This is a genomic window from Mesorhizobium sp. M1348, assembly GCF_040317925.1.
In the GTDB taxonomy this organism is placed as follows: Bacteria; Pseudomonadota; Alphaproteobacteria; order Rhizobiales; family Rhizobiaceae; genus Mesorhizobium.
Map to the genome: position 1 here is coordinate 210765 of NZ_JAMYLH010000007.1, position 23152 is coordinate 233916.

The 23152-nt window shown below is 61.8% G+C and carries 21 protein-coding genes; 13 read left to right on the plus strand and 8 right to left on the minus strand.

Features of this window, described 5'->3' with window-relative positions; translation table 11 throughout:
- The first annotated feature begins 15 nt into the window (after positions 1–15).
- From NKH13_RS15225 to NKH13_RS15235, 3 genes are all read left to right on the plus strand, one after another.
- Complete coding sequence (locus NKH13_RS15225) at positions 16–507, plus strand: Rab family GTPase (RefSeq protein ID WP_023716509.1); 492 nt, start codon at positions 16–18, stop codon at positions 505–507.
- A gap of 3 nt (positions 508–510) precedes the next feature.
- The gene (locus NKH13_RS15230; protein ID WP_352715374.1) at positions 511–1581 is read left to right on the plus strand and encodes an adenylate/guanylate cyclase domain-containing protein; all 1071 of its coding nucleotides are present in this window, start codon (positions 511–513) and stop codon (positions 1579–1581) included.
- A 320-nt stretch (positions 1582–1901) separates the two neighbouring features.
- Positions 1902–4193 (plus strand): mechanosensitive ion channel family protein, encoded by a 2292-nt coding sequence (locus NKH13_RS15235; RefSeq protein ID WP_352912893.1) that lies wholly within the window; start codon positions 1902–1904, stop codon positions 4191–4193.
- Positions 4194–4715: 522 nt separating this feature from the next.
- On the opposite strand, the gene NKH13_RS15240 is transcribed toward NKH13_RS15235, so the two are convergent.
- Entirely contained in the window at positions 4716–5612 is an 897-nt protein-coding gene (locus NKH13_RS15240; RefSeq protein ID WP_352912894.1) for a LysR family transcriptional regulator, read from the minus strand.
- Between the two features lie 268 nt (positions 5613–5880).
- Here NKH13_RS15240 and NKH13_RS15245 point away from each other — a divergent pair, with 268 nt between their 5' ends.
- From NKH13_RS15245 to NKH13_RS15260, 4 genes are all read left to right on the plus strand, one after another.
- Complete coding sequence (locus tag NKH13_RS15245) at positions 5881–6615, plus strand: SDR family NAD(P)-dependent oxidoreductase (RefSeq protein ID WP_352912895.1); 735 nt, start codon at positions 5881–5883, stop codon at positions 6613–6615.
- A 204-nt stretch (positions 6616–6819) separates the two neighbouring features.
- A complete protein-coding gene (locus NKH13_RS15250) occupies positions 6820–7419 on the plus strand; it encodes an NADPH-dependent F420 reductase (RefSeq protein WP_352912896.1) in 600 nt (199 codons plus the stop codon).
- A gap of 3 nt (positions 7420–7422) precedes the next feature.
- Positions 7423–7926: an SRPBCC domain-containing protein gene (locus NKH13_RS15255; protein ID WP_352912897.1), complete on the plus strand. Its 504-nt coding sequence runs from the start codon at positions 7423–7425 to the stop codon at positions 7924–7926.
- Between the two features lie 162 nt (positions 7927–8088).
- Complete coding sequence (locus tag NKH13_RS15260; protein ID WP_352912898.1) at positions 8089–8901, plus strand: SDR family NAD(P)-dependent oxidoreductase; 813 nt, start codon at positions 8089–8091, stop codon at positions 8899–8901.
- Positions 8902–9018: 117 nt separating this feature from the next.
- On the opposite strand, the gene NKH13_RS15265 is transcribed toward NKH13_RS15260, so the two are convergent.
- A complete protein-coding gene (locus tag NKH13_RS15265; protein WP_352912899.1) occupies positions 9019–9930 on the minus strand; it encodes a LysR family transcriptional regulator in 912 nt (303 codons plus the stop codon).
- An 88-nt stretch (positions 9931–10018) separates the two neighbouring features.
- On the opposite strand from NKH13_RS15265, the gene NKH13_RS15270 reads away from it, so the two are divergent.
- Both NKH13_RS15270 and NKH13_RS15275 read left to right on the plus strand, forming a co-directional pair.
- Complete coding sequence (locus NKH13_RS15270) at positions 10019–11038, plus strand: NADP-dependent oxidoreductase (protein WP_352912900.1); 1020 nt, start codon at positions 10019–10021, stop codon at positions 11036–11038.
- A 34-nt stretch (positions 11039–11072) separates the two neighbouring features.
- Positions 11073–11375, plus strand: a complete 303-nt coding sequence (locus NKH13_RS15275) for a putative quinol monooxygenase (protein ID WP_352912901.1) — start codon at positions 11073–11075, stop codon at positions 11373–11375.
- A 110-nt stretch (positions 11376–11485) separates the two neighbouring features.
- Here NKH13_RS15275 and guaA read toward each other — a convergent pair whose 3' ends face one another.
- Positions 11486–13048, minus strand: a complete 1563-nt coding sequence (gene guaA, locus NKH13_RS15280; RefSeq protein WP_352912902.1) for a glutamine-hydrolyzing GMP synthase — start codon at positions 13046–13048, stop codon at positions 11486–11488.
- 55 nt (positions 13049–13103) lie between these two features.
- The gene (locus tag NKH13_RS15285) at positions 13104–13637 is read right to left on the minus strand and encodes a MarR family winged helix-turn-helix transcriptional regulator (protein ID WP_352912903.1); all 534 of its coding nucleotides are present in this window, start codon (positions 13635–13637) and stop codon (positions 13104–13106) included.
- Positions 13638–13738: 101 nt separating this feature from the next.
- Between NKH13_RS15285 and NKH13_RS15290 the strand changes: the two genes are divergently transcribed.
- Complete coding sequence (locus NKH13_RS15290; RefSeq protein WP_352912904.1) at positions 13739–14035, plus strand: hypothetical protein; 297 nt, start codon at positions 13739–13741, stop codon at positions 14033–14035.
- Here the strand turns inward: NKH13_RS15290 and NKH13_RS15295 are convergent.
- The 3 genes from NKH13_RS15295 to NKH13_RS15305 form a co-directional block, all read right to left on the minus strand.
- Positions 14007–14657 carry a 5'-methylthioadenosine/S-adenosylhomocysteine nucleosidase gene (locus NKH13_RS15295; protein WP_502908319.1) on the minus strand — a complete coding sequence of 217 codons (651 nt, stop codon included), beginning with the start codon at positions 14655–14657 and terminating at the stop codon, positions 14007–14009. The genes NKH13_RS15290 and NKH13_RS15295 overlap by 29 nt on opposite strands.
- Before the next feature lie 164 nt (positions 14658–14821).
- On the minus strand, positions 14822–15280 hold the full coding sequence (locus NKH13_RS15300; protein ID WP_292654248.1) for a PaaI family thioesterase: 459 nt from the start codon (positions 15278–15280) through the stop codon (positions 14822–14824).
- Between the two features lie 126 nt (positions 15281–15406).
- A complete protein-coding gene (locus tag NKH13_RS15305; RefSeq protein WP_352912906.1) occupies positions 15407–16696 on the minus strand; it encodes an RsmB/NOP family class I SAM-dependent RNA methyltransferase in 1290 nt (429 codons plus the stop codon).
- A gap of 346 nt (positions 16697–17042) precedes the next feature.
- On the opposite strand from NKH13_RS15305, the gene NKH13_RS15310 reads away from it, so the two are divergent.
- Positions 17043–17720, plus strand: a complete 678-nt coding sequence (locus tag NKH13_RS15310; RefSeq protein ID WP_352912907.1) for an MIP/aquaporin family protein — start codon at positions 17043–17045, stop codon at positions 17718–17720.
- Positions 17721–17799: 79 nt separating this feature from the next.
- On the opposite strand, the gene katG is transcribed toward NKH13_RS15310, so the two are convergent.
- A complete protein-coding gene (gene katG / locus NKH13_RS15315; RefSeq protein ID WP_352912908.1) occupies positions 17800–19998 on the minus strand; it encodes a catalase/peroxidase HPI in 2199 nt (732 codons plus the stop codon).
- A 147-nt stretch (positions 19999–20145) separates the two neighbouring features.
- Between katG and NKH13_RS15320 the strand changes: the two genes are divergently transcribed.
- Together NKH13_RS15320 and NKH13_RS15325 are read left to right on the plus strand one after the other, a co-directional pair.
- On the plus strand, positions 20146–21054 hold the full coding sequence (locus tag NKH13_RS15320; protein WP_352715397.1) for a hydrogen peroxide-inducible genes activator: 909 nt from the start codon (positions 20146–20148) through the stop codon (positions 21052–21054).
- Positions 21055–21558: 504 nt separating this feature from the next.
- Complete coding sequence (locus NKH13_RS15325) at positions 21559–22800, plus strand: coiled-coil domain-containing protein (protein WP_352715400.1); 1242 nt, start codon at positions 21559–21561, stop codon at positions 22798–22800.
- The last annotated feature ends 352 nt before the right edge of the window (positions 22801–23152 follow it).

The following is a 23152-nucleotide window of genomic DNA, read 5'->3' on the forward strand; positions in this document are numbered from 1 at the left end:
GCGGAGCCCAGGATATTGCAAAAGAAGATCTGCATGTTGGGCGGGTTCGCTGTCGGAAAGACGAGTCTGGTTCGCAGGTTTGTGCAAAGCATCTTTTCAGAAACCTACTTGACCACGGTGGGAGTGAAAATCGACAAGAAGAGTGTCGCATTCCCGGACAAGACCGTGGATCTGATTTTGTGGGATTTGGCCGGCGAAGACGATATCGGCTCATTCCGCGTCAGCTATGTGCGAGGTGCCAGCGGGCTCGTGCTTGTCGTCGATGGAACGCGCGCCGCCACTCTTGCCGTGGCGCTCACGTTGCGCGAGCGGGCCGAGGCTGAATTCGGCGCTATGCCGTTTGTATTGCTGCTCAATAAATCCGATCTGGCCGATCGGTGGGCAATATCGGATAGTGAAATTAACGAACTGAGGCAACTTGGATGGCAAATCTATCTAACGAGTGCGCTTTCTGGTGAACATGTTGATGATGCGTTTCGTCAGCTTGCTTCGATGGTCGCAAAATAGACCATGCATGAATTGCCAAGAGAAGTCAGAAGCTGGATTTACGATTTCTTCTACAACGAGCGCTCCGTCGCATATCTGAAAATCGACGCCCAGCTTCGCATAGCTGCGAAGGGCGGCAGCGTCAAACATTACGGACTCTCATCAGTTCGCATTGGTAAGCCTGTTGCCGAGCAGCTTGAATTCATGGAAGGTTTGCTGCCCTGCCCGGAGCTTCCATATCATATGGCCATGGTCGAACTGCCCAGCGGGCGTGTCGCGGACCTCCATCTTTTTGCTGACAATGCCTGCGTGTGGCTGCTCTTTCTTGACGCCACTGCCGAACGCGACAATAGGCAGCGACTTCAACAGAAGGCTTATGAAATGACGCTCCTGCAAGAGAGGGAGCGTCAACTCAACGAGAAATTACAATCGATGAACGAGGCGTTGAGGGCGAGCCAAGAGGGATTGTCGCGTGAATACCAGCGCGCCGAAGCCCTGCTCCTCAACATTCTTCCGGCGTCTATCGCGGAGCGGCTAAAAGCGCACGAAGAAATTGCAGACAACTACGCAGAGGTGAGTGTGCTTTTTGCCGACATCGTCGGTTTTACGGAAAGAGCGCGGAGCGTCGGAGCCGTGACGACGCTCGCTATTTTAAATTACTTCTTCAAGGCGGCGGATCTGCTCTCGGAGCGATACGGCTGCGAAAAGATCAAGACAATCGGCGATTGTGTGATGGTGGTCGCTGGCCTGCCCGCCGCGCGATCCGATCATGCGGAAGCCCTTGCGCACTATGCACTTGAACTGCGGAAGGCGGTTAAGCTCGAACGCTTCGCAGGAGAACCGATAAGACTCAGAATTGGAATTCACTCAGGACCAATTGTGGCGGGCGTTATAGGCAAAAGGCGGTTTGCCTATGACCTATGGGGTGACACCGTTAATCTCGCCGCACGTATCCAAACGTCCGCGGAGCCCGATGAAATCCGTATTTCGGATGCAACTCATCAACTGCTTGGACCAAATTTTGCTTGCGATCCACTCGCGGAAACGGAATTGCGTGGTACAGGTCGTGTGCGAATGTGGCGGCTCCCGGCCTGATTTGCCGCATGGCAGTGCCGACCCTGGAGCGCGTTGCATCTCAAGCAACATCATGGTTTCGAATGTCCGCAGCGGTGCGCGAAGCAATCGACCACCGAGCGACCGATGCCCAGTTCATAGAACGGCCGGAGGCCTGGGCCGAGGTCGGAATGCCCTGCCCCCGGCGGCTGAATAAACACCGCCAAGTACCCGGCGCAAGGTCTAGCTCGGAACGATGACGTCTTGCACCACCACATCGGTTTCTCCAAGGTAGGAGCAACGGCGGACATAGATGTCGTTGCTTGCCGATTTGACCTGAAGGTTACAGCACGATGCCACTTATGATTCGACGATTGGAAGCCAGGAATCTGGCGCGCCCGGCACGACGTCTCCGACATCTGATTGCGATGTTTGTCCTGATTGCCAGGCCGCTCGTCTTTGGTATCGCCCTCTTGTTGGCCGGTCCGGCACAGGCGCAGGCGCCGGCGACGGTCCCGCCTGAAAGGGTCAAACAGCTATTCGAGCTTCTCGACGATCCGTCAGTGAAGGCCTGGGTGGCCGAACAGCGAAATCAGGACGCCGGGTCAACGGGAGCGCCTGCCGAGGCAGGAGCTTCGCCGGCCGACGCATCGTCCGACGCCGTCGCCGCACCCGGCCAGATGAATACGATGGCATCCTCGACGCTCGATCGGATCAGGCATCATATCGAAAGAATCGTGCGAACTTTGCCCTTGCTGCCAAGCCAGTTCGCGCGCGTTCGGGCAGAGACGATGGAGGATATGTCCAGCAAGGGGTCTGCCGGCGTATTTGTGCTGATTGCGATGTTCATCGCTGCCGGCCTGGCACTCACTTGGGCAACGTACAAGTTCACCCGTCCATTTCGTCTTTGGATTATCGCGCAACCGAAGGATACGCCCGTTGGGCGAGCCAAGAAGATTGGGGGGCGCGCGCTTTATTCCAGCATGCTGATCGTCTCTTTCGCACTGGGCAGCGCCGGCGCGTTCATGTTGTTCGATTGGCCAATGCTTATCCGCGAGATTGTACTGACATTTCTGATGGCGGCGGTCGTTACATGGGGTGTGCGCATGTACGTCATGGCCATGCTCGTCCCTTCCTTCATGAACGTCGAGAACGCCGTCGAGGTTCGTGCTTTGCCGATCACCAACGAAGCGGCTGACCATTGGTCCTATTGGCTACCTCGGATCGTCGGCGTCTTCGCCTTCTTCGGCGCCGCGTTTATCCTCTTGCCAGGTCTCGGCATCGATCAGGACGGAATGATGGTCCTGTCACTGGGCGCCGATTTCGTGCTGCTGTTGCTCCTGCTGCTCGCCATTTGGCTTCGGCCAAGAACGCAGCGAGACGGTGCACGCCACATCGGTCACACGGAAGCGACATGGCTATTGACTGCTTATTTCGTCGTCCTGTTCCTGCAGCGCATCGCCGGCCTTTATACATACTTCTGGTTTACCTTCGCCGCATTCTTCCTGCCTTTGGCGATCGTGATGACGCAGCGCGGGGTTAATTTCGTTCTGCGGCCAGGTTCGGAAGATGTGGGCCGGCCTACGATCCCGGCGGTGACGATCGCTGTCATCGATCGCGGAATCCGAATGATTTACATCCTGGTGGCGGCTTACTTTCTCGCACGTGTCTGGGGTCTGGACATGCAATCCATGCGGGACAGCGATACGACGACGACGTTCATATTGCGCGGCTTGATCAATGTCGTGGTCATTGCCCTCGCAGCCGATTTCGGCTGGTCGATCATCAAAGCTTTGATCGAACGAAAGCTGGGCATCGAAACACCGCACCCTGTGATCAGCGACGAGGACGTCCCGATCCTCGATCCGCAGCAGGCGCGGCTGCACACGCTCTTGCCGATCCTCCAGAATATTCTGCTCGCATCGATCATCGTGATGGCGGTGCTTATGATGCTCGCCTCGCTGGGTATCCAGATCGGCCCATTGATCGCCGGCGCCGGCGTCGTCGGCGTCGCCGTGGGCTTTGGGGCACAAACCATCGTCAAGGACGTCATTTCAGGCGTGTTTTTTCTGCTCGATGATGCGTTTCGTGTTGGCGAATACATTTCATCGGGCAATTACAAGGGTACTGTGGAAAGCTTTTCGCTGCGCTCGGTGAAGCTGCGCCACCATCGTGGTCCGCTGTTCACGGTACCTTTCGGTGAACTCGGGGCAGTCCAGAACCAGAGCCGTGACTGGGTTATCGACAAATTCAACATCACCGTTGGCTATGACACCGATATCGACTTCGCTCGCAAGCTGATCAAGCGGATCGGGCTAGAACTGGCGGAAGATCCCGAGTTCAAACACTGGGTGCTCGACCCGATCAAGATGCAGGGCGTACAGGAGTTCGGCGAGTACGGCATCGTATTGAGGGTCAAGGCCACAACCAGACCGGGAGGCGCCTTCGGTATGAAACGCAAATTCTATGTACGCCTCCGCCAAGTCTTCAAGGAGCAGGGCATCGAACTTCCATTTCCAACGGTCCAGGTCCAGGGGCTACAGAACCCACATGGGGCAGAGAATGCGCCGTTGGAGATCACACCCGAGTTGAAAATGGCCGTCGCGCAGTCGCACACTATTCGGCGCAGAAAAAAAGCTAGCACACCGGAGTAGGAAAGCTGCGACACCAACTCGGCTTTCCGCGCATCGCCCGTGGCAGGGATACTCTTCTATCTTCGACCGTTAAGACGAAAAAAATATTGTGGCGTACCATAACGCATTTTCGGATACGTTCAGACGGGCCTGAATCATTCCCACTCGATTGTTCTGAAGCATCATAACACATTGATCCATCGACAAAAATCTTTCCGCTGATGACGAAGAACCGTATCCCGGATCCGTCAGAAATTCTCGCTCTTGAATTCAAAGGAGAATTTCGGCGATCCGCGATTTGCTCGGTTTCAAAGACTATCGATATCGGTTGGTCTATTTTCCTCGGAGTTCTCCGCAAAGGCGGCGTCTCCAGCCTGCCAAAAAGACCGTCAGCGATGGTGAAGTCCGTCGCCGTCAGTAGTGTGGCCCTCGCGCCGGTTGCGATACGGCGCAACATTCGCGGATTGAACGACGCCGCTTCAAGCGATCGCAGCTCGGCTTCCGACCGGATTACGGCAAGCGCCGCCGGCGACCTGCCGGGCGTCAGTCGCGCGATATGGACAGCCCCGCGAGAAGCGGAGCGTACGCGGCGAGCCTGCGGGATACGAACTCCGTGAAGAGCCGCACGCGCTTCGTCTTGCGTGTCTCCCCCTGTGTGAGAAGCCAGAGCGTTCCGTACATGTGCAGGTCGGTGCCCGGCACCCTCACCAGTAGGGGGTCGGCATCTCCGACGAAGCACGGCAGTGTCGTCATCCCGAGCCCTTGCCGTACTGCAACGATCTGCGCCTCGCCGTCCGTGGTCCTGAACGGAACCCCCGTGGTACGAACCTCACCCTCGCTGGCCCAATCCGGAATTCCATGAATGCTAATGACGATCCACCGGATGGGATCAGGCGCACCCGCACGCCACGCGGCTAGTCGATCGCGAGACATGTAGACGCCGCCGAACAGCTCCGGTCCCTTCAGGCCGTGAAGATTGAGCGGCAGGGTTTTGCGGTCGTAGACGACGCGGATCGCCACGTCGGCCTCTCGGTTGGTCAGATTTGCCAGCTCGCCGGACGACAAGATTTCCATCTCGATGTCCGGATGCAGACGCGCGAAATCGGCGAAGTCCGGCATGAGCAGGTGTGTCGCGAGGGGCGGTGCCAGCGTCACCCGCAGAAGCCCGCGCACGCTCTGGTCGCGCCCGAAGACGCGCGTCTCCAGCTGGTGCGACGACGCTTCCATCTGGTTCGCGAGCTCGAGGACCTCCTCGCCCGCAGCCGTCAGGCGGTAGCCCGAAGGCAGCTTTTCGAACATCTGCGCCCCGAGGCGTTCCTCGAGCTGTGCGATGCGTCGCAGCGCGGTCGAGTGATACACTCCGAGGCCCTCGGCGGCAGCCCGCACTGAGCCTCCGCGCGCCACCGCAAGAAAGTAGCGAATGTCATCCCAGTCGATCATGGTGCAATCCGGCACCGCGCGGTGCGCCTTCCAAAGCCCGTATCTAACGCATCGTACAGCAGTAAGGGCGGTCATCATAGCTTATGTCGACGAGCGCGGCCCAATTCCGAACGGCGGACACCGATCGTCGCGGCTGGCGTCAGTCGTCCAGCCGGATCGATTTTGCACCACCGATGTGCGCGCTTCCGCACTCAACAACGGACGCCGGCGGACCCATTTCGAGGTTCTCGGAGGCAGATGCTGTCCCGACACCACGAAAGGAGAAGTTATGGGAAAGCTTGAGGGTAAGGTTGCAGTCATCACAGGTGGATCGAGCGGCATGGCGTTGGCGAGCGCCAAGCGGTTCGTTGAAGAAGGCGCCTATGTTTTCATCACGGGCCGGAGACAGGAGGCGCTGGACGAGGCCGTCAAGCTGATCGGCCGGAACGTGACCGGCGTGCGCAGCGATGCGTCCAATCTCGACGACCTCGACCGCCTGTTCGATGCAGTCAAGCGCGAAAAGGGCAAGATCGACGTCCTGTACGCGAGCGCCGGCACGGGCGAAGCCGTCCCACTGGGCGAGATTACCGAGCAGCATTTCGATGCGACCTTCGGCCTGAATACGCGCGGCACGCTGTTTACGGTTCAGAAGGCGTTGCCGCTGTTCAACGATGGCGGATCGATCTTCATGACCGGGTCAGTTGCTTCGATCAAAGGTTTTCCTGGCTACAGCGTGTATGCGGCGAGCAAGGCGGCGCTGCACGCATTCGCACGCGGGTGGCTCAACGAACTCAAGGGCAGGAATATCCGGGTGAACGTGCTGCACCCGGGGCCGATCGCCACACCGATGCAGGACCAAGTTCTCACCGAGGAGGCGAAGCAGATGTTCGAATCCCTGATCCCGCGGGGAAAGATGGGTCGTCCTGAGGAAATTGCGGCGGCCGCGCTGTTTCTTGCTTCAGACGATTCGAGCTTCGTGAATGGGCTGGAGTTGTCTGTCGACGGAGGCTTCTCGGCCATCTGAAATCGCGGCGGATCGCGGGAAGCGGCTGATCGGCGGGAACTAGCGTGTCCATGGTGGAACGACTTCCCCGCTGAATGGTCGGCCCGGCCGCGCTGAAGTCGTTCACGACGGGACGTCTACGCAAAGGACGCCACACAGCAGAACGGATAACCCAGCGCCGTTGAAGGCCGGGGAATCAAGACCAATACGGATCGGAGAAGTTTTATGAGCTACGCTATTGTAGGATTCGGTAAGATAGGCCAGGCCCTCGCCCACGCCTTCGCCCGTAAAAACATCGACGTGACCGTCGCGAGCCGCCGGCCGCCCGAGGCGTTGGCGCCGCAGGCTCGGGCGATTGGACCCACGGTCATCGCCAAGTCGCTGCGGGATGCACTCGAGGCCGACACAATCATCTTGGCGGTCCCGTTCGGGCAGCATCGCGAGGTTGCGAAGGTCCTGCCGAGCTGGAAAGGCAAGACGGTCATCGACGCGATGAACGCGTTTCCAGTCCCTGAAGAGCTGGATGGTCTCCCGTCCTCCGCCTTCGTCGCGAAGGCGTTCACCGGCGCCAAATTCGTGAAAGGTTTCAATCACCTGGTTGCGGCCACCCTGGCTGCCGATCCGATCGTCGAGGGCGGGCACCGGGTCGTTTTTCTGTCGAGCGACGACGAGGACGCGATCGCTCCCGTGGCGGCCTTGGCCAAACAACTCGGGTTCGCACCCGTCAAGCTGGGAAAGCTCAACGAGGGTGGCGCGCTGGTGCACGCACGCGGCCGCGCTTGGGGCCAGCTCATCTTCCAGGATTTGTTCAAGAAGGAGCAGTAATCGATGTATGACCATGTGATTTGGCCCGAGCGATATGATCCGAAAACGTCGGCCATCTACGCACTCAACGACATTGACGTGAAGGCGCCGCCTGAAGTGGTCTGGAAGCTGCTCGTCGATGCCGAGAATTGGTCGAGCTACTTTCCCGCCGAAGATCAGGTCAAGATCCTGACCGGCAAGCCGGAACTGGCGCTTGAAACCAGATACAGCCGGGTGACGGTTGGCTTTCCGATGAGTCTGGTCGTGACGGAGTGTGAACCCTTCCGCAGGCTCGCGTGGACGACGACCGTCGATGGCGACGAGACCGGCTCGAGCGCGTACCACGGCTGGGTCATCACTCCTACGGTCGATGGCTGCCATGTGCTGACCGAAGAAACGCAGCAGGGCCCTTGGTTCCTTGAGGAACTCGGGCGCAAGCATCCCGGTGCACTCTACCGCTATCACCAGGAATGGGTCGAAAGCCTCGCCCGCGCTGCGGAGGCGGAAGTGGTAAGCAAGGCAACTTGATGCGCTTGTCTTGAGGCCTGGCCCGTTGCTTGGGCCGCAACGCTTTCGACCGAACAGTACTGGGCCTGCCTTCGTCCGAATATTGTCTGTACTCAACAGACGACGGGCGCTTCCAACCTGGATCGGCGGATGATCACCCACCTACCATTGGAGATAAATGATATGAATATTGAACTCAGGGGCCGCAAGGCGATTGTCACCGGATCCACCGCCGGTATCGGCCGCGCGACGGCGGAGGGGTTGGCCCGTGCCGGTGCATCGGTCGTCGTCAACGGCCGTGGGAATACCCGGGTCGACGAGGCGGTGCGGCAGATGCGGCAGGCCTTTCCCGGAAGCGACATCTCGGGCATCGCCGCCGATCTTGCGACAGCGGAGGGTGCCGAGGCCTTGATCGCGCAGGCGCCGGACGCCGATATCCTTGTGAACAATGTTGGTACGGCTCACATCCGGAGCTACAGTGGCGTCGAGGACATCGCGAAGATCCCCGACGAGGACTGGCTTAGCCTCTTCCAGTTGAACGTAATGAGTGGCGTGCGCGTGACCCGTCATTACCTGCCGCGGATGGTGGCGAAAGGCTGGGGCCGCGTCGTGTTTGTGAGTAGCGAGTCCGCAGTCAACATCCCCAAGGAAATGCTCGACTACGGCATGACCAAGACCGCTCAACTCGCGGTGTCGCGCGGGCTCGCCGAGGCGGTCGCGGGCACGGGTGTCACAATCAACGCCGTCCTGCCGGGACCTACCCGCTCTGAGATCCTGGGCGACTTCATGGCGAAGCAGGCTGACGCAAACGGAATCACTCAGCAGGAGGCCGAACAGGGCTTCTTGAAGGCGATGCGTCCGACCACCCTCATCCAACGCTTCGCGACCACCGATGAGGTGGCCAACATGATCATCTACGCATGCTCGGAGCAGGCTTCGGCGACAACCGGCGCGGCTTTGCGGGTGGATGGCGGCGTGGTCCGCTTCGTCGCGTAGCTGCCGAGACGGTTATGGCGCCAATGGCGCCGACCAGCGGACGGTCGACACCAGCGGCTGAGCGTCCCTTGAGTTTCTCCTGCCCGGCGTCTTCAGGCCGAATGCTGGCCGTGACCTTCACCTGTTTCTCGACACACCCTGCAACAGGTCGAGGAAGGCGCGCACAGCGGGATTGGCGCGCCGGCTTTCCGGCCAGACCGCCGTGATATTGTGCCGCTCGACCGCATGGTTGGAAAGCACCGGCACCAATTCGCTGCGCGCGACATGGGGCGCCGCGATGAAGTTTGCGCTGATGCCGATGCCGCCGCCTGCAACCAGCGTTGCGATCAGCGCTTCGCTGGCGTCCACGACAATGCCGGATGGAGGCATGATTTCGATTTCGCGATCGCCGACACGGAAAGGCCAGCGCAACACTTGGCCGCTGCTTTGATAGCGCAGGGTCACAGTGTCGTGTCCTTCCAGTTCGTCCGGATGCGAAGGAGTGCCCCGTGCGGCCAGATAGGCTGGCGACGCGAAGCAGCAGAGCCAATGCGGTGCGAACTGGCGCGACAACAGCCGCGAGTCAGCGAGATCGCCGATCCGCACCGCAATGTCGATTCGCTCTTCAATGATATCGACGAACTGGTCGCTCAAGCGAAGGTCGACTGCGACCTTGGGGTGCAGCCGGCGAAAACTCGGCAGCGTGGGTGCGATCATATGGATGCCGATCGGCAGTGAGGTGGCGATCCGCAGAGTGCCTGACGGTTCCGAGCGCGCCATCGTCGCCAGCTGCTCGATCTCCTCTGCTTCGCGCAGCAGCCTAAGCGCGCGCTCATGCAGGTCGCGCCCTTCTGGTGTGAGGGTCAGCGAGCGGGTCGTGCGGGTAATGAGGGATATGCCCAGGTTCTGCTCCAGCCGCTGGATGCTTTTGCTGATAGCTGAGGGCGAAATCGACAAGGATCGGGCGGCCGCGGTGAAGCTGCCCATCGACCCGACACGGGCAAAGGCGATCAGCCCCGTTAGCCTTTCAAGTGCTATTTGTTCCCTCATGGAATTACTAAAGCGAATTCGAGCATAATTATCAATCTTGTACGATTTGACTACATCACGTTTCAACCTTGGCACACCTAACGGAGTGATGATGAGCGATGTGATGAAAGCAGTCCGTCTGCACGAGTTCGGCGGTCCAGACTTGTTGCGCTACGAGAATGCGCCCCGCCCCGCTGCGACGCCGGGTGAGGTTCTGGTCCGGGTCCACGCCGTCGGCCTCAATCCGCCGGACTGGTATCTGCGGGATGGCTACCGGTCGCTCCCTCCGGAGTGGCAACCTTATCCCGCCTTTCCGCTGATCCTCGGATCGGACATGTCGGGCGTTGTCGAGGCTGTCGCCAGCGACGTGCGGGGCGTTGGCGTCGGCGACGAAGTCTACGCCATGGTGCGTTTCCCAGAGCATGTCATGGAAGGCAGCAAAGCCTATGCCGAGTATGTCAGCGTGCCAGCTTCGCAGCTGGCGCGGAAACCAGCCAACATCGATCATGTCCGTGCGGCCGGCGCGCCCATGTCGCTGCTTACCGCCTGGCAGTTCCTGATCGAGTTGGGTCACGACGAACCCAACCCGTTCCAATCGTTCACGCATGTGCCGGTGCCCCTTGAGGGCAAGACGGTTCTCGTCAACGGCGCCGGAGGTGGCGTCGGGCACTTGGCCGTGCAACTCGCAAAATGGAAGGGTGCGCGTGTCATTGCCGTGGCATCGGGCAAGAATCGGGGTCTGATGGGCGACCTCGGCATCGATCAATTCATCGATTACACCAGAACGTCGGCCGACGAGGTCGTGCGCGATGTTGATCTCGTCCTTGATGCCGTGGGCGGTCCGGACACCGGCCGCTTCCTCCGCACCTTGAAGCGGGGTGGTGCCCTGCTACCGGTGTACCCGCTTGGCTTTACCGGCCACGACGAAGCCGAAACGCGTGGTATCACGGTTTCGACCACGCAGGTCCGTTCGAATGGCGCACAACTAGCGCAAGCCTCTCGCCTGCTGGACGATGGCACCGTCCGCATCGTCATCGACAGCACGTTCCCCCTCGCCGAGGCGGCAAGAGCACACGAGCGCGCCGCTCGCGGGAACATCCAGGGCAAGATCGTCCTGACCGTTGCATGATCGAAAGGATGGGGAAGGCTCAGGGGAAAAAACGATGCTTATCGTGACCGGATATGTCCACGTCGAACCATCCGCGATGGCCGAGTTCGTCACCGATATCGAGGCGCTTGCGCACAGTGCCAAGCAGCGTGACGGGGGCCTGTTCTACGCTGTTGCCGTGGATGGTCGTGCCGCCGGGCGTCTGCTCGTCGCAGAGCGGTGGAGAGATCAAGCATCCCTCACTGCTCATCTTCATGCGCCCGAAACTCTGACATTCGTGGAGCGGTGGCGGGACCGGATGAGAGGCGACCTCCGCAAATACGACGCGGCGAACGAACGGACGCTCTTCGATGAATAACGGCGTTATCTTATGTTCTATACGCCCGCCGGGAGTGAGATCCGGACTGGAACGGCAACTGCGCGGCAGCGAAAATCGCTGCGGAGACACCCTACTGCCGCCGCTTCCCTTCACTCCCACTCGATCGTGCCCGGCGGTTTGCTCGTCACGTCGTAGACGACGCGGTTGATGCCGCGCACCTCGTTAATGATGCGGGTGGCGGCTGCTCCGAGGAATGCCATGTCGTAGTGGTAGAAATCCGCGGTCATGCCATCTACCGAGGTGACGGCACGCAGCGCGCAGACGAATTCGTAGGTGCGGCCGTCGCCCATCACGCCGACGGTCTGCACCGGCAGCAGCACGGCGAAGGCCTGCCAGATGGCATCGTAGAGGCCGGCCTTGCGGATTTCGTCGAGATAGATGGCGTCAGCCTCGCGCAGGATCTCCAGCTTTTCGCGGGTAATGCCGCCCGGGCAGCGGATGGCGAGACCGGGACCGGGGAACGGATGCCGGCCGATGAAGCTGTCGGGCAGGCCGAGCTCCTTGCCGAGCGCCCTCACCTCGTCCTTGAACAATTCGCGCAACGGCTCGACCAGCTGCATGTTCATGCGTTCGGGCAAGCCGCCGACATTGTGGTGCGACTTGATGGTCACCGACGGTCCGCCGGTGAAAGAGACGCTTTCGATGACGTCGGGATAGAGGGTGCCTTGCGCCAGGAAATCGGCGCCGCCGAGCTTCTCGGCCTCCTCCTCGAACACTTCGATGAACAGCCGGCCGATGGTCTTGCGCTTCCTCTCGGGGTCGGCCTCGCCCTCCAATGCCGAGATGAACCGGTCCGAGGCATCGACCAGGATCAGCGGCAGATTATAGTGCTGGCGAAACATCTCAACCACGCCGGCCGCCTCGTCCTTGCGCATCAGCCCGTGGTCGACGAGGATGCAGGTGAGCTGGTCGCCGACCGCCTCGTGGATCAGCAGGGCCGCGACCGAGGAATCGACGCCGCCCGACAGCGCGCAGATCACCTTGCCCTTGCCGACCTGTTTGCGGATCGTCTCGACCGCGTGCTCGCGGTAGGCGCGCATCGTCCAGTCGCCTTCGATGCCGGCGATGTTGTGGACGAAGTTGCGGAGCAGCCTGGCGCCGTCCGGCGTATGCACGACTTCGGGGTGGAACATGAGGCCGTACATCTTGCGCTCGACATTGCCGAAGATGGCGAAGGGCGAGCCCTCCGATTTTCCGAGCACCTCGAACCCCTTCGGCAGGGTGATGACGCGGTCGCCATGGCTCATCCACACTTGGTGGCGCTGGCCGGGCGCCCACAGGCCCTCAAACAGCGGGCTGTCCTTGGCGATCTCGACGAAGGCGCGGCCGAATTCGCGATGGTCGGAGCTTTCGGCGACGCCGCCCATCTGCACGCACATCGCCATCTGGCCGTAGCAGATGCCGAGCACCGGCACGCCGGCATCGAAGACGATCTGCGGGGCGCGCGGGCTGCCGATGTCGCTGGTCGAGGCCGGGCCGCCGGACAGGATCACCGCCTTCGGGTTGATGCGCTTGAACGCCGCCTCGGCCGACTGGAAGGGCACGATCTCGGAAAAGACGCCGGCCTCGCGGATGCGGCGGGCGATCAGCTGGGTGAACTGGCTGCCGAAATCGACAATCAGGACGGTGTCGGGATGATTGGCTGTTTTCATGGCGAGCGTTTAGAGAAAGAAACGAGTCGGCGCAATGGGCTGCGAGGTCGCGCTGTCACTTCGATTCCGGTGCGTCATCCTGAACGCCAGAGGCTTTGTCCAATGCATCAGTTTGCGTTGTATCGAGTGACCGCAAGGCGCCCATCAGTGCCGCGAAACGCTCATGGCCGAGGCGGGCAACATAGCTCCGTTCGATCTGCAGCTTGATGCGATCGCCATCGCGCAGGGCGTCCAGCCCCTTGCGCGTGTAGCGCACAAACTTGCCGCGGCCGTCTTGCGGATCGGGGAGACGCTGCAACACACCTTCCGTCTCCAAGCCATCGAGCAATTGCTGAACCGCCTGTTTTGAGATCGCCGAGCGCTCGATCAGCGCCGACTGGCGCATGCCACCGCGCGGGATGTGTCCAAGCAGGCCGGCACGCGCTTCGGTGAACCAGTGATGGCCGGCAGCGCGCATCGCCGCGGCGAACTCGGTCTGCCAGGCGCGGCTCGCCTGCCACAGCCGCCAACCTATGTGATCCGGCAGCGCTTCGGGTTTTTCGTCAAGGCTCTTGACCAAATTCTTCTCGCCCGATAGATAGTCAAGCATCTTGACTACTAGTTCACTCTAAGTGGCGACGCCGGTCAAGGCAATCGGCGACTTCAATTCAGGAGGAAATCATGGCAGCACTTCGGAAGGAAACCCTTGCAATGCTCATTCCGGGCATGACCCATGTGTTGGAACGAAACGGCAAGGAGGCTTACGTCTATTTTGAAAGAGAGGGTGCCGCGCACATGCTGCTCGACGATGGCGAGGCGCGAAGCGGGCGCTGGCGGATGCTCGATGACGGTTATGTCGCCGACTGGGACACCGGCGCGACCGGACGCTGGACTCTCGATCATGAGCCCGGGTCAGTCACTTACGTCAATCGCGACAACGCCGTTCGCTTCAGGATGATCGGCGTGCTGTTCGGCAACGCTAAGAACCTGCCGCCCCAACAACCTTGAAGTCGATCGCGCCGGAGGCGATCGCCTGTTCCAGCAGTTGCACCGCCCCGGCCAGCTTCTCGTCGATGACGTGCAGATATTCGGTCCAGTCGCCAACGTGTCTCAGATCGGCCGCGCCGTCGGAAATGCCGCGCAGGCCGATAAGCGGCACGTCGAACAGCTGGCAGGCGCGCAGGCAGGCGAAGGTTTCCATGTCGACCATGTCAGCGGCGATCGCGTCGTAGGCGGCGCCGGTGACTATTGCCGCCCCGGTCGACAGCGTCGCCGGCCTGATGCCTGGTATGCTGAACGGCAGCGGCACGCTGACAGGCAGGTCGAGAAACGGCGTGGCGCCTTTCTCGAACCCCAGGGGCGAAGCGTCCATATCGCGGTAGGCGACTGAAACGGCCTGGTAGATCTCCGTCTGCTCCAGCGTCCGGCTGCCCGCCGAACCGAGCGACACGACGAGATCCGGCAGCGCGTTTTCGGCCGCCCGCCGGGACAGTTCCGCGCCGAGCACGACACCGGCCTCGACCGGCCCGACGCCGGTCAGCAGCGGCGTGAACAGCCGTTGCAGGTGTGGACCGTACTCGGCCTCGGCCGCCATGACGAAAAGAACGGACCTGCCGGACAGGCGAGACATTTTACCGGTCACGACGATCTACTCCTTTCTGGCCCTACCACCGGAGCCGGAAGGTAAGAAGGGCGACGTGCCCTCACCGGCCCCCGGCCCTTCGCTATGGCTCCGGGCGTTCGTCGCTCGAAAAGCCCATTTAGGGGCTTTTCGTCCGCTGCGCGGACCGCTCCTCACCCCTCGATACCGTCGCGGCCGAGCACCGTCATCATCGTTCCGGTCATCGTGGCGATCAGCTTGGCCTCGCCGTCGGTGGCGAACGCATAGGCCTGGCCGTCGGCGACGATGATGGTGCGGCCGGGCTTGGTCACCGAGCCGCGGAACAGGAAGCGCTCGCCCCGGCCGGGCGCCAGCAGATTGACCTTGAACTCGATGGTCAGCACGCCGGAATTTTCCGGCATCAGCGAGAATGCTGCATAGCCGCAGGCCGAGTCGAGAGCCGTCGAAATGACGCCGGCATGGAGAAAGCCGTGCTGCTGGGTCAGTGCCGCAGAATAGGGCATTTCGATCTCGATGATGCCGGGCGTCACCAGCGTCAGCTCGGCGCCAATGGTCATCATCGCGTTCTGGCGCGCAAAGGACGTCCTGACGCGGTCCTCATAATCGGGAGCAGGAACGATCTTTGCTGCCATGGCCGTCGACCTTCGTTTCTCCGACAAATCTTATTGCAAAGGCATTTATCGCAGAGGGGTGGGCGGCAGGCAATCGCAAATGCTGCACTGCAGCATTCGACCCGGCCCCGTATCGATGGCAAAGGTTCAGCCGGCGCGGCGCAGCGCGCAGAAGTAAAAGCCGTCGGTGCCGCTCAGCAACGGCGACAGCGAAATGCCGCCCGCAGCGCCAATACGCACTGCCGCTTCGTGGCCCGCAAAACGGCTGTCCCAAAGCTGGCGGTGATCGACCGGGACAAAGCCGGGATGGCGGTCCCGGAACGCCGAAACCTGGTCGCCATTTTCCTCGTCGAACACCGAACAGGTGATGTAGACCAGCAGGCCGCCGGGTTTGACGAAGTCCCTGGCGGCATCGAGGATCGTCTCCTGCTCGCCCTTGCGGGCGTCGAGCTGCCTTTGCGTCAGCCGCCATTTGGCATCCGGCCGGCGCCGCCACGTGCCGCTGCCGGTGCAGGGCGCATCGATCAGGACGATGTCCATATGCTTGCCGAGCGGCGCGAGCTCCGCCGGCTTGGTGACGATCTGCACATTGCGGTTTTCCGAGCGGCGGATGCGGTCGAAGATCGGCGCCAGCCTTGCCTTCTCGGCATCGTGGGCGAAGATCTGGCCGCGATTGTCCATCGCCGCAGACAGCGCCAGCGTCTTGCCGCCGGCGCCGGCGCAAAAGTCGAGCAGCTGCATGCCAGGTTCGGCGCCGGCCAGTTCGGCCGCAATCTGCGAACCCTCGTCCTGAACTTCGAACCAGCCTTTCTGGAAGGCCGGCTCGGCCTGCACGTTCGGGTGCCTGCCATCGCCTTCGATCGGCCGGATGCGGATACCGTGCGGCGCGATCCGGGCGGGCTTGGCGCCGGTCTCCGCCAATTCCGCCAACACCTTGCCACGATCGGCCTTCAGCGTGTTGACCCTGAGGTCGAGCGGCGGGCGAGTGCCAAGCGCGGCACCCTCTTCCACCCAGGCCGTGCCGAACGCCCGTTCGAACAGCGGCATGCACCAGTCGGCGATGTCTGCCCTGACAGCCGGCGGCGCATCGGCAAGCCGGCGAGCCGCAAGCGTTGTCAGTTCGTCGGCGGTAAGCAGCGGCGGCGCGAACTTGTCGCCCTCGAGCGCCTGGTTCAGCGACTGCGCCGTCTGGCCCCATTCGAGCAGCAGCGCGCCGAAGCCGATGGCGCGCGGCGTATCCTCGCCCAAGAGCCAGCCAGCGGAGCGCTTGCGGCGCAGCGCGTCATAGACGATGTTGCCGATCGCAGCGCGGTCGCCGCCACCGGCGAAGCGGTGCGACAGGCCCCAGTCCTTCAGCGCATCGGCCACCGGCCGGTGGCGCCGGCCAATGTCGTCAAGCACTTCGATGGCTGCCGCCAGCCGCCCGCCCAGTCTCATTGTCGTCTTCCATTACTCAGCAAACTAATTCCGGCCCTGCTCTTAGAGCTTTTCGTGTCCTGATTGAAACAGTTCTGTTTCCCCGACGGCGAGACAATCCATGCAAGGGGGTGACGAATGTGGGTTGGTGCATCGCGAGCCGCCGCCACCAAGCGGGCGTCGGCATGCGGAACCAAATAATTCGATCAATATATAACAAGTCTCTAATGTGCTTGTTTGGCGCGCGCAAGCACGCCGACTGGTGCAACTGCTCTGCTTTGCAACTTTTGCGGTTGCGAATACTCTTTGCGCGGTGATTCGCGTCGCAGAAAAAGGCGGAGCCGCGGGTCGATACGAGGAGAGGGCAATGAAGACTTATCTGGCGGAAGTTCTAGGCACGTTTCTATTGGTGTTCATCGGCACGGCTTCGGTGGTGACGGGCGGCTTCGGCGGCGCGCTGCCGCTTGGCCAGGAAGGTATCGGTCTGGCGTTCGGCATCGGCCTCATTGCGGCGGCCTATGCGATCGGCCCGATTTCGGGCGCGCACCTCAATCCGGCGGTGACGCTCGGCGTGTTTCTTGCCGGGCGGATGCCGGCCAGGGACGTCATTCCCTACTGGATCGCGCAGATCATCGGCGCCATCATCGCGTCGCTGGCACTGTGGATCATCGTCTCCGGACAGGTCGGCGGCCACACCGGCGGCATCGGCGCCAATGGCTGGGACGTGACGAAATGGGGCGTCAGCTCGGCCTTCCTGTGGGAGCTGATCGGAACCTTCACCTTCGTCACGGTGATCCTCGGCGTCACCAACGCCAAGCACACCACGGCCTTTGCCGGCCTGGTCATCGGCCTGACGCTGGCCGGCCTGCACTTCGCCATCATTCCGGTGACCGGCACATCGCTCAACCCGGCCCGTTCGATCGGCCCGGCGCTGTTTTCGGGAACTGCGGCGATCGGCCAGCTGTGGCTGTTCATCGTCGCGCCGTTGATCGGCGGCGCCATTGCCGGCGTGGTCGCCAAGGCCGGTATCTTCGAGAAGGACTGACTTTTCGGAAGCCCAACGAAAAAGGCGCGGGTCGAGGCCCGCGCCTTTTTTGTTGCGTCGAGAAGTTCGTGTGCCCGGATCAGGCCGCAAGGTCAAAACGGTCGGCGTTCATCACCTTGGTCCAGGCGGCGACGAAATCCCTGACGAACTTCTGCCCCGCGTCGGCCGATCCGTAGACCTCGGCAAGCGCACGCAACTGTGCGTGCGAGCCGAAGATCAGGTCCGCGCGGGTGCCGGTCCACTTGACCGCCCTGGTCTTGCGGTCGCGTGCTTCGTAGACTTCATCGGAGCCGGCGGCCGGATCCCAGACCGTGTTCATGGAGAGCAGGTTGACGAAGAAATCGTTGGTCAAGGTGCCCGGCCTGTCGGTGAACACCCCGTGCTTCGAGTTGCCGGTGTCGGCGCCGAGCACCCGTAAGCCGCCGACGAGCACCGTCATCTCCGGCGCCGTCAAGGTCAGCAGCTGTGCCCGGTCGACCAGCATGGCCTCGACCGACATCGGCGGCTTGCCCCTGACATAATTGCGGAAGCCATCGACTTTCGGCTCGAGCGCGGCGAAGGACTGGACATCCGTCTGTTCCTGCGAGGCGTCCATGCGGCCCGGCGTGAACGGCACCTTGACGTCATGGCCGCCGTCTTTGGCTGCCTTCTCGACCGCGGCGACGCCGCCGAGAACGATGAGGTCGGCAAGCGAGACCTTCTTGCCGCCGGACTGCGAAGCATTGAACTCCTTCTGGATGCCTTCAAGCTTTTCTAGCACCTTGGCCAGCTGCGCCGGCTGGTTGACCTCCCAATCCTTCTGCGGCGCCAGGCGGATGCGGGCGCCGTTGGCGCCGCCGCGCTTGTCGGAGCCGCGGAAAGTCGAGGCCGAGGCCCAGGCGGTCGAGACCAGTTCGGACACGGACAGGCCGGAGGCCAGGATCTTCGCCTTCAGCGAGGCGATATCCTGCTCGTTGACCAGCTCGTGGTCGACTGCCGGTATCGGATCCTGCCAGATCAGCTCTTCCTTCGGCACGAGCGGGCCGAGATAGCGGACGGCCGGACCCATGTCGCGGTGGGTCAGCTTGAACCAGGCGCGGGCAAACGCGTCCGCGAGCTGATCCGGATTCTGATGGAACCGCCGCGAGATCTTCTCGTAGGCCGGGTCGACGCGCAGCGCGAGGTCGGTGGTCAGCATCGCCGGCGCGCGGCGCTTCGACGGATCGTGCGCGTCCGGCACGGTGCCTGCACCGGCGCCGCCCTTCGGCGTCCACTGATGGGCGCCGGCCGGGCTCTTGGTCAGCTCCCATTCGTAGTTGAACAGATTGTCGAAGAAGTTGTTGCTCCATTTCGTCGGCGTCGTGGTCCAGGTCACCTCGAGGCCCGAGGTGATGGCGTCGCCGGCAATGCCGGTGGCATATTTGCTCGACCAGCCGAGGCCCTGCGCCTCGATGCCGGCGCCTTCCGGCTCCGCCCCGACCAGCGATGCATCGCCAGCGCCGTGGGTCTTGCCGAAGGTGTGGCCGCCGGCGATCAGCGCCACGGTTTCCTCGTCGTTCATGGCCATGCGCGCGAAGGTTTCGCGGATGTCGCGTGCCGCGGCCAATGGATCGGGCGTGCCGTTCGGCCCTTCCGGGTTGACGTAGATCAGCCCCATCTGCACGGCGCCGAGATGGCCGTGAAGTTCGCGGTCGCCGGAATAGCGCTCGTCGGCGAGCCACTTGGTTTCCGACCCCCAGTCGACGTCCTGCTCGGGCTCCCAGACATCGGCGCGGCCGCCGGCGAAGCCGAACGTCTTGAAGCCCATCGATTCCAGCGCGACGTTGCCGGCGAGGATCAACAGGTCGGCCCAGGAGATTTTCCTGCCGTATTTCTGCTTGATCGGCCACAGCAGCCGGCGCGCCTTGTCGAGATTGGCGTTGTCCGGCCAGCTGTTGAGCGGCGCGAAACGCTGCTGGCCGGCGCCGGCGCCGCCACGGCCATCGCCGATACGATAGGTGCCGGCGCTGTGCCAGGCCATGCGGATGAAGAGCGGGCCGTAATGGCCGAAATCGGCCGGCCACCAATCCTGCGAATCGGTCATCACCTGGTGCAGATCCCTGATCACCGCATCGAGATCGAGGCTCTTGAATTCCTTGGCATAGTCGAAGTCCTCGTCCATCGGGTCCGAGAGGTTCGACTGCTGGTGGAGGACACCGAGGTCAAGCTGGTTCGGCCACCAGTCACGGTTGCTCCTCCTGGCCGATCCATGTGGGACCGGGCATTTGCCGGCGCTGTTGTCGTCGGTTTTCGCGTCCATCTTTGCCTCCGATTTTGTTGATTTTCTGCGATTTGTTGATTTTCCGGGCTGGGCCAGCGGCCGCGCCATTCTGGAATGGTTCCAGACTAGCCTGCCCGGCCGATAAAGACAAATTGCCTTTGCTGTTTATTCTGATAGGTTTTCCTTATGATCGGCTTGACCGTCCGGCAGATGCATTATTTCGAAGCGCTGGCGCAGACGCTGCATTTCGGCCGCGCGGCAAAACTCGCCGGCGTCAGCCAGCCGGCGCTGTCATCGCAGATCGCCGAGATGGAGCTGCGGCTCAATTGCCGGTTGTTCGAGCGCGGCGGCAAGGCGGTGCGGATGACCGACGAGGCGCAGGTCCTGCTGCCGCGCATCGAGCGCATTCTTGCCGACGTGCGCGACGTCGAGGCCACCGCCCGGCGCGGCCGCCCGGCGCTGGAGGGCCGCTTCCGGCTCGGCATCATCCCGACGGTGGCGCCCTATCTGCTGCCGCATGTGCTGCCGGAGCTGAAACGGCATTTCCCGGCCTTGCAGCTCGAATTGCGCGAGGCGGTGACCGCGTCGCTGGTCGAGGACACCAGTTCGGGAAAGCTCGACGCCTTCGTCGCTGCACTGCCGCTCGATTACCCAGGCCTGGTCACCGAGGAACTTTTCTCCGACCGGTTCTTCCTGGCCGTGCCGGCCGGCGACCCCGCCTTCGCCTCACCGCCGGTGCCGCCGGAAAGCCCGGCGCTGGAGCGGCTGATGCTGCTGGAGGAAGGCCATTGCCTGCGCGAACAGGCGCTCGCCGTCTGCGGCAGCGTGCGTCCGGTGGCGATGGCAAGCTACGGCGCGACCAGCCTGACGACGCTCTTACAGATGGTGGCGCATGGGCTCGGCGTCACGCTTATCCCGGAAATGGCGGCCGGGCCGGCCAGCACTATCCCCGATTTGAAGATCGTGCCGTTCCAGGAACCAATGCCGCAACGCACGATCTGCCTCGCCTGGCGGCGCAACAAGGTGCGCCACGACGAATGCGTGGAACTGGCGAAGATCATTCGCAGGTTGGATGCGGCGGTGCTGGCGGCTTGAGCGGCGGATGTTGGGTCGGTTAGCCCCGAAGCGGACCCGCAAGCCAAGCCCCTTCGAATGGAACGGCTTCAATCCTTGCTCCAGGCTGCGAGCAAGCCGCCATGCGGCTCCACACCAAGGTCCGGCACGATGAATGTATCGAGCCGGCGAACATCATCCGCGGGTTGGAGGCGGCGGTACTGGCTGGGTGAGGTACGCCGTACCATCCAGCGGAAGTTTGGTGTTGACCCGAAGTCGACCTTCGCAGACCTGAATGGCTGCTTTGCGCCGCATCACAGCCGTTGGGTAGGGAAGATGGTCATCCCGAAAGCCGAAAGTTCCGTTTGTTCGAATGATGACAACCAAGGAAATAGGAAACAGCCTTTGCGCGCTATTCCCGTGCTTTGGCGTTGCCGAGGGTGCTTCACCAGCATTGATCTTTTTGATGCGGCATCCAGGGCGCCGCGGCGTGCAGTAAGTGGAGAATACAATAGCGGTGAGGGCCGCGATCGGTGAGGTTCAGTGATGAATCATGCGCAGAGTACCAAGTCAAAATGTCTCCGCTGTGACTTCACCTTTATTAAACGACGGCCCTTGATTTTACTTCACGAGATACGCGGCATGAGGTGCAACGCCATGCCATCCCTCATTCCGTTATGCTTCGTTCTGCTGTTGGCATCTCCGGCAAATGGTCAGTTGGCGCCCGAAGCGTCAGCGGTTGCCACAGCTAACGACAGCTCGTCGGTCGTGGTTTCCAAACACACCGAGGTCGGCAAAGAACCGGGCAAGCCACAACCGAACGCGCTCGGATCCCATAAATCTAGAGAGCTGGTGCTCAGCGAAACACAGGCACTCAAGAAGGGCGCGCAAACGCCGCTCGGCGAGCATGAGGAGGCTTTACGCCGCGAATTGGCCGCAGCACGAGCGGAGCTAGACGTTATGCAGCGCGGCGCACGTGAGCTAAGCGCCCAGGCACACGTACTGGCAGACACGGTGGCTCAGCAAGCACAAGCCCTAAATGAGCAGCAGCGAACAGACGAAGCGCTCGCGCTCGATCTGGAGACGGCGCAGCGCGTTATCGAAAGCTACAGGGCCGAAGCCAGTCTCTGGAACAGCGAGAAGGCTGCCGCGCTTGGAGCGCACCCCTCTATGGAAGCCTCTCAGCTTGCTGCGAAGCGAACGCTTGATGACGAGCGGCACAAGGTTGAGCTCTTGGAACAAGAACTTACGACGGCTCGCCAAACTATCGATGCTCTTAAGAAAGGCGTAAATCTGGCAGCCGTCGAGCAGGCGAACGCCATAAGGGACCGACAGGTGGCCGAGGCCGCTCTAAAGCAGGCTCGAGAAACACTCGAACGGGGACGCGAACGAGCAGATTCAGCTGTACGTGACCTCGATATTGTTCGCCAGGAACGCGATGCTTTAAAGCAGAACTCGGTAGAATTGAGTGCCGCGCTGGACCAAGAGCGTGAAAGGGATATCGGTCTAGCCCGCAGCCTCAGTGCAGCGCGTGAGGCAATTGATATTGTCAAGGGTAAGCGTCGCACTGCGGCTGTGGAGCGCGCGCCGAAAGCACGTACCCCCGCACTTGCAAGTAGGTTATCGCGTTCGGGCGCCCAACCAGCCCGTAAACCGGGCTTGCCGGAAAAACAGAAAGTGAAGGTCCAAAAGCCGCCGCAAACTGCTCTGCTGGCAACCATACCTCTTCCTGCAGCATTGCTTCCAACACGGCCATCAAAAAGCTCGAGCCGCGCCAGTGAAGACTAGGGAGCGAAATGGATGCCGCAGGGAGACGACAATGAAGAAGTATGTCGCAGCCGCGTTGACAATCGGGATCACAATTGGACCTGCCTCAGCTCTTGAAGCAGGTGTGGGCGGTGGGGCGGGCGGTGTCGGGGTCGGTGCTGGAGTGAGCGCCGGTTCGCAAGGCGTATCTGTGGGGGCGGGCACGAGCGTCGACGGCGTAGGCGGGGCAAATGTTGGAGCTTCGGTCGGTGCGGATGACGGATCAGTCGACGCAGGCGTTAGTGCCAGCGGCAACGTTGGTGATACAAGCACAAGTGCCACTGTGGGCGACGATCCGTCCGCCGAAAACGAAGCGGCTACCGCACCCGACAGT